The sequence below is a fragment of the Shewanella sp. UCD-KL21 genome, from assembly GCF_001957135.1.
Classification (GTDB): domain Bacteria; phylum Pseudomonadota; class Gammaproteobacteria; order Enterobacterales; family Shewanellaceae; genus Shewanella.
This window is the reverse complement of the sequence record NZ_MPHK01000083.1, coordinates 1-625: the sequence shown is the minus strand read 5'-3', so window position 1 is coordinate 625 and position 625 is coordinate 1. Positions and strand designations below refer to the sequence as shown.

The 625-nt window shown below is 53.9% G+C and carries 1 protein-coding gene; it reads right to left on the bottom strand.

The window, feature by feature from the left end; translation table 11 throughout:
• A partial coding sequence (locus BM739_RS20330; protein WP_217697862.1) for a hypothetical protein occupies positions 1-625 on the bottom strand: 625 nt, incomplete at both ends.

The following is a 625-nucleotide window of genomic DNA, read 5'->3' as shown; positions in this document are numbered from 1 at the left end:
CCGCGACTTCAATGGCTTGACCATTATCAAGCATCGCTTGGGTCACGAGACCGTTAAAGAGTTCGTTGCCGTTACCATCAGTGATGATCAGGGTGTCACCGATGTTGGTGCCCGCGGCTAAGGTCACGGTGGCGGTGACGGTGCCATCCGCGCCAATTTCATCGCTGCTGTAAATACCGTCATCACCCATGCCTTCAAACTCAACGTTTGGAGTAGGTGCATCAGTGTTATCAACGTCTTGCTTATCAGTGGCGATAGCCGATGGGTTACCGGCGGCATCAATGACTTGTGCATCAACATTGACCTGGGTATCGCCTGCAGCGACAGGGACTTCCACGGCTTGACCATTATCAAGCATCGCTTGGGTCACGAGGCCGTTGAACAATTCGTTGCCGTTGCCATCAGTGATGATCAGCGTGTCACCGATGTTGGTGCCCGCGGCTAAGGTCACGGTGGCGGTGACGGTACCATCAGCGCCAATTTCATCGCTGCTGTAAATACCGTCATCACCCATGCCTTCAAACTCAACGTTTGGAGTAGGTGCATCAGTGTTATCAACGTCTTGGTTGTCAGTGGCGATAGCCGATGGGTTACCGGCAGCGATAGCCGATGGGTTACCGGCAGC